Origin of the sequence: Emticicia sp., assembly GCF_049241225.1 — a bacterium.
GTDB lineage: Bacteria > Bacteroidota > Bacteroidia > Cytophagales > Spirosomataceae > Emticicia.
The window spans coordinates 1-3,977 of the sequence record NZ_JBMLRC010000198.1; the positions used below are offsets into that span (position 1 = coordinate 1).

Sequence of the window (3,977 nt, forward strand, 5' to 3'; positions counted from 1 at the left end):
CGAGTAAAATTAGTTTTTTTATCAGGTCAGGACGACGAGCTGCTAAACGCATACCCACAAAACCGCCCATCGAAAGCCCTGCAAAAATCACGGGCTTACCTACCAGCTTTTCGATTAGCTCAGCGGCATCATCATAGAGGGTGTCCATGTCATAGCCGTCAGCCGTAATTTCGGTTTTACCTTGCCCTCGGTGGTCGTATGTAATTACCCTGTATCTATCTTTAAAGTATTCTACTTGCTTATGAAACATGTGGCCACTCCACAAGAGTCCATGCGAAAAAACTATGGTTTCTTCTCCCAAACCATATTCTTCATAGTAATAATTAGCATTTTTGAGTTGAATATAAGGCATAATAGATGGGTGTTTTATCAAGGAATTTACTAAATCTCTACCATTAATTTAATCATTTCTTCAAGATAACGTCTAACTTTTTTTTCAGCTCCATCAGCGTAACGATTTATAATATATGCATACGACATCATTTCACCGCTGCTCGCTGTAAAATAGCCCGAAAAAGCCCTTGTATTACTAATTGAGCCACTTTTGGCTCTTACATTTCCTACGGCTTTTGAGCCTTTAGCTAAGTTCTGCACGGTTCCACTGATACCAACAACTGGAATGGAAGCATAGTATTCGGGAAATGCCTCATCGGTTTTCATTGTATATAAAATATCAGTCAAGTTATTGGCGGTAAGGACTCCCGATGGCGAAAGTCCACTACCATCTCGAATCATAAAACCCTGTAAATCAACACCCTTTCGCGACCAAAGCTGTTTTTGGCTTTTGATGGCCGAATCAAAGCTTCCGTCTTTTGAAAGGTTATAACCAACTGATTTTAAAAACGCATCGGCATAGAGATTGATACTATGATAATTGCAGTCCTTCACCAAACTAGACAACGGTGGTGATTCATATGTGTAAAAAACAACTCTTTGTTTAGGATAATAACCCTCAGACATTTTATATTGCTGAAATGACGTAGTTGGTCTTTCGGCAATTCCGCCAAGTAAATTAAATTGTTTTTGCACCTGGTATGCCAAAAAGGTAGGTGGATCTGGAATAGATCCTTTAACCGAAAACTCGTTTTCACCTGCCGGAATTGTACCTTCAGAAAGTACAATAGTGCTAAAAGGCGTGCTGTAGAGCAAGACATTATCGCCCGAGCCACGTTCGCCCACAGTTACCTTATTGATTGTTTTTATATTTGGAATTTCAGGTACAATTCTAGTAATTGGAGCAAAGTCGCCAATAAATTTGCTTTGTTTGAAATAGACTGAGTAGAGGTTTTCGTTGATATTTAAACCAGTGATCCCTGCCCCGTAATAATTCCCGATATCGCCCCAAATCCATGAATCAGCCAATGTATTATCAGAAAAAATAGATCCATCACCGATGATAAAGCCTTCTACTTTTTTTATACCTTGAAGCTTGATTTTTTGAGCAAAACTCCTCGAAATCTCATCAACACTAGACCCAATTCGCTTCGACCCTAGCGATGGATCACCCGTTCCTCTAATATAAACATTACCCTTCAAAACGCTATCTATAATTACTCCATCATATTCCAAAAATGTTTGAAATCGGTATTTTGAACCAAAAACCGACAAAGCAGAAGCAGTGGATGCTAACTTCAAAACAGAAGCCGAATTGACTGATTTTTGGGCATTATATTGAAGTTTATAATCACCTGTTTTTGTTGAGCGAATCGAAGCTGCCACAATTCCATTCCTTATATCAGGGTCATTTTGCACACTATCAACCAATTTTTGCAATCGCTCAAGTGGGTTAGAAATTTGTAAAAGAATGAATAAAATTATTTTCATGGAGAAAATATTGTTAGTTTTAGGGAATTAAAATTCTATTTTTTAGATTTACTAAATCTCTGATAGTCAATCTTTTCTTTATATCTAAAAACTGATTACGGTTGAATTTACGACAATTTTAACTAAAATGCTTAGTTAAAAAAAGAAATGTTTCCGTAATTTGTATTATGAATATTAAGTTAATGTGATTTTTACTTAACTATTCTTAATCATTTGATAAACTTATATGAAATTAACATTCTGGGGAGCAACAAGGCAAGTTTCGGGGAGTATGTTCCTGCTCGAATTTGACGATGAATACAGAGTTTTGATAGATTGTGGTACTGATTTGGAGCGAGAAAACAATCATGAGACTACCAAGTCTGAATACGGTATATTTCCCTTTGACCCATCACTCATCAACTTAATCATTCTCACACACGCACACATTGACCACTCGGGGCAAATCCCCAATTTATACAAAGAAGGTTTTGAGGGGCAGGTTCTATGTACGAAGGCAACAATGGAGTTGGCCGAAATTCTATTACTTGATTCAGCTTCGCTCAACCAAAAGAAATACAAAGCAATTCACGATAGCAAAAAACGCTCTAAAAAAAGAAAAGATGTAGATTCAAGAGAACTTTACCTCGAACGCCAAGTAAAAGAAGCCATTGATAATTTCGTAACGATTCCTTTCGACCAAAAATTTAAGTTTAAAGACGATGGTTTCGTAACACTCTATCCAGCTGGTCATTTGCTCGGTGCGGCTCATGTTTATCTTGAATTTTGGGAAAACAACGAAAAGAAAACAATTTGCTTTTCGGGTGATGTTGGCCGAAAAAACTACCCTTTGTTGGTTGACCCCTACCCGATTCCACAGGCCGATTATTTAGTCACCGAAACCACCTACGGCGATCGCCATCATATCAGCGAAAACAAACCAGAGGAAATTTTGGCCGATATTATTCAGCGAGCGTGTATTGATATTCCAGGCCGATTAATTATACCGTCTTTCAGTGTGGGGCGTACACAAGCCATGCTTTACACCCTCAATAAACTTTACACCGACCGAGGCTTTACACCAATCAAGGTATTTACCGATAGCCCACTGGCCAAAGCCAGCACTCGCATCTACGAAAAGAATGTGCGATTGATGAACAAACAAGCCCGTGAATTCAACGAAGAAAATGAATCGCTGTTTGATTTTGAAAATTTAGTATATTTGGAGTCGAATCAGGCAAGTAAGGCAGTTTCTAATCATTCGGAGCCTTGCATCATAATATCGGCATCAGGAATGGTAACTGGTGGACGCATCGAACATCATATTCAAGCTAATATCAGTAATCCTTATGCTACTATTTTAATGATTGGCTACGCCAGTGAAAACACACTCGGTTGGAAATTGCTCAATGGCGAACGCAAAGAATTAAGTATCGGTGGGCAAAAACTACCTGTCAATGCCAATATAGAAAAGATTGATGTGTTTTCGGGTCATGGCGATTTAGATGATTTGATTGATTTTGTAAAAACTCAAAATAAAGAAAAAACCAAAAATATTTTTTTAGTGCATGGCGAATTACACACCATGCAAAACTTTAAAAATACACTCGCCGAAGTTGGGTATAATCAAGTAGTAATTCCAGAAAAAGGACAAGTATTTGAATTATGAATTGAGAATTAAGAATTAAGAATTTAATTTGTTTAAAATGACAATAACTCAAATTATTCTTTAATTCTACATTTTTAATTCTACATTCTTAATTAAATTAGAATGAGAACACTTTTAGATTTTGAAAAACCAATTGCCGAGCTTGAATCTAAGCTTGAGGATATGAAACGCCTTGCCAACGAAAACAACGTTGATGTTAGCGGAGCCGTTCGTACGCTCAATGATAATATTGAGCAATTGAAAAAAGAAACCTTCGCCAATCTTACTCGTTGGCAAAGAGTTCAGCTTTCTCGTCACCCAGACCGCCCATATACGCTGGACTATATCGAACGCATTTGCCAAGAATTCCACGAATTACACGGCGACCGTACTGTAAAAGACGACCCAGCGATTGTAGGTGGTTTTGCCAGTATTGATGGCACATCAGTAATGGTCATTGGTCAGCAAAAAGGAAGAAAAACCAAAGAGCGTCAGCACCGAAACTTTGGTATGCCAAACCCTGAAG

Annotated in this window: 3 protein-coding genes and 1 pseudogene; 2 read left to right on the forward strand and 2 right to left on the reverse strand. The window is 37.9% G+C overall.

Annotated elements, in window-relative coordinates; genetic code table 11:
- Together ACOVO2_RS11090 and dacB are read right to left on the reverse strand one after the other, a co-directional pair.
- The coding region (locus ACOVO2_RS11090; RefSeq protein WP_421770035.1) for an alpha/beta fold hydrolase at positions 1-352 on the reverse strand (352 nt) is incomplete at its 3' end.
- A gap of 29 nt (positions 353-381) precedes the next feature.
- Complete coding sequence (gene dacB / locus ACOVO2_RS11095) at positions 382-1,824, reverse strand: D-alanyl-D-alanine carboxypeptidase/D-alanyl-D-alanine endopeptidase (protein WP_421770036.1); 1,443 nt, start codon at positions 1,822-1,824, stop codon at positions 382-384.
- A gap of 226 nt (positions 1,825-2,050) precedes the next feature.
- On the opposite strand from dacB, the gene ACOVO2_RS11100 reads away from it, so the two are divergent.
- Both ACOVO2_RS11100 and ACOVO2_RS11105 read left to right on the forward strand, forming a co-directional pair.
- On the forward strand, positions 2,051-3,472 hold the full coding sequence (locus ACOVO2_RS11100) for an MBL fold metallo-hydrolase RNA specificity domain-containing protein (RefSeq protein WP_421770037.1): 1,422 nt from the start codon (positions 2,051-2,053) through the stop codon (positions 3,470-3,472).
- A 102-nt stretch (positions 3,473-3,574) separates the two neighbouring features.
- A pseudogene (locus ACOVO2_RS11105) lies at positions 3,575-3,977 on the forward strand (acetyl-CoA carboxylase carboxyl transferase subunit alpha); the annotation flags it as partial.

Excerpts from the sequence above, each read along its gene's own strand:
- dacB (WP_421770036.1), bottom strand. The coding sequence starts at position 1,824 with ATGAAAATAATTTTATTCATTCTTTTACAAATTTCTAACCCACTTGAG.
- ACOVO2_RS11100 (WP_421770037.1), top strand. The coding sequence starts at position 2,051 with ATGAAATTAACATTCTGGGGAGCAACAAGGCAAGTTTCGGGGAGTATG.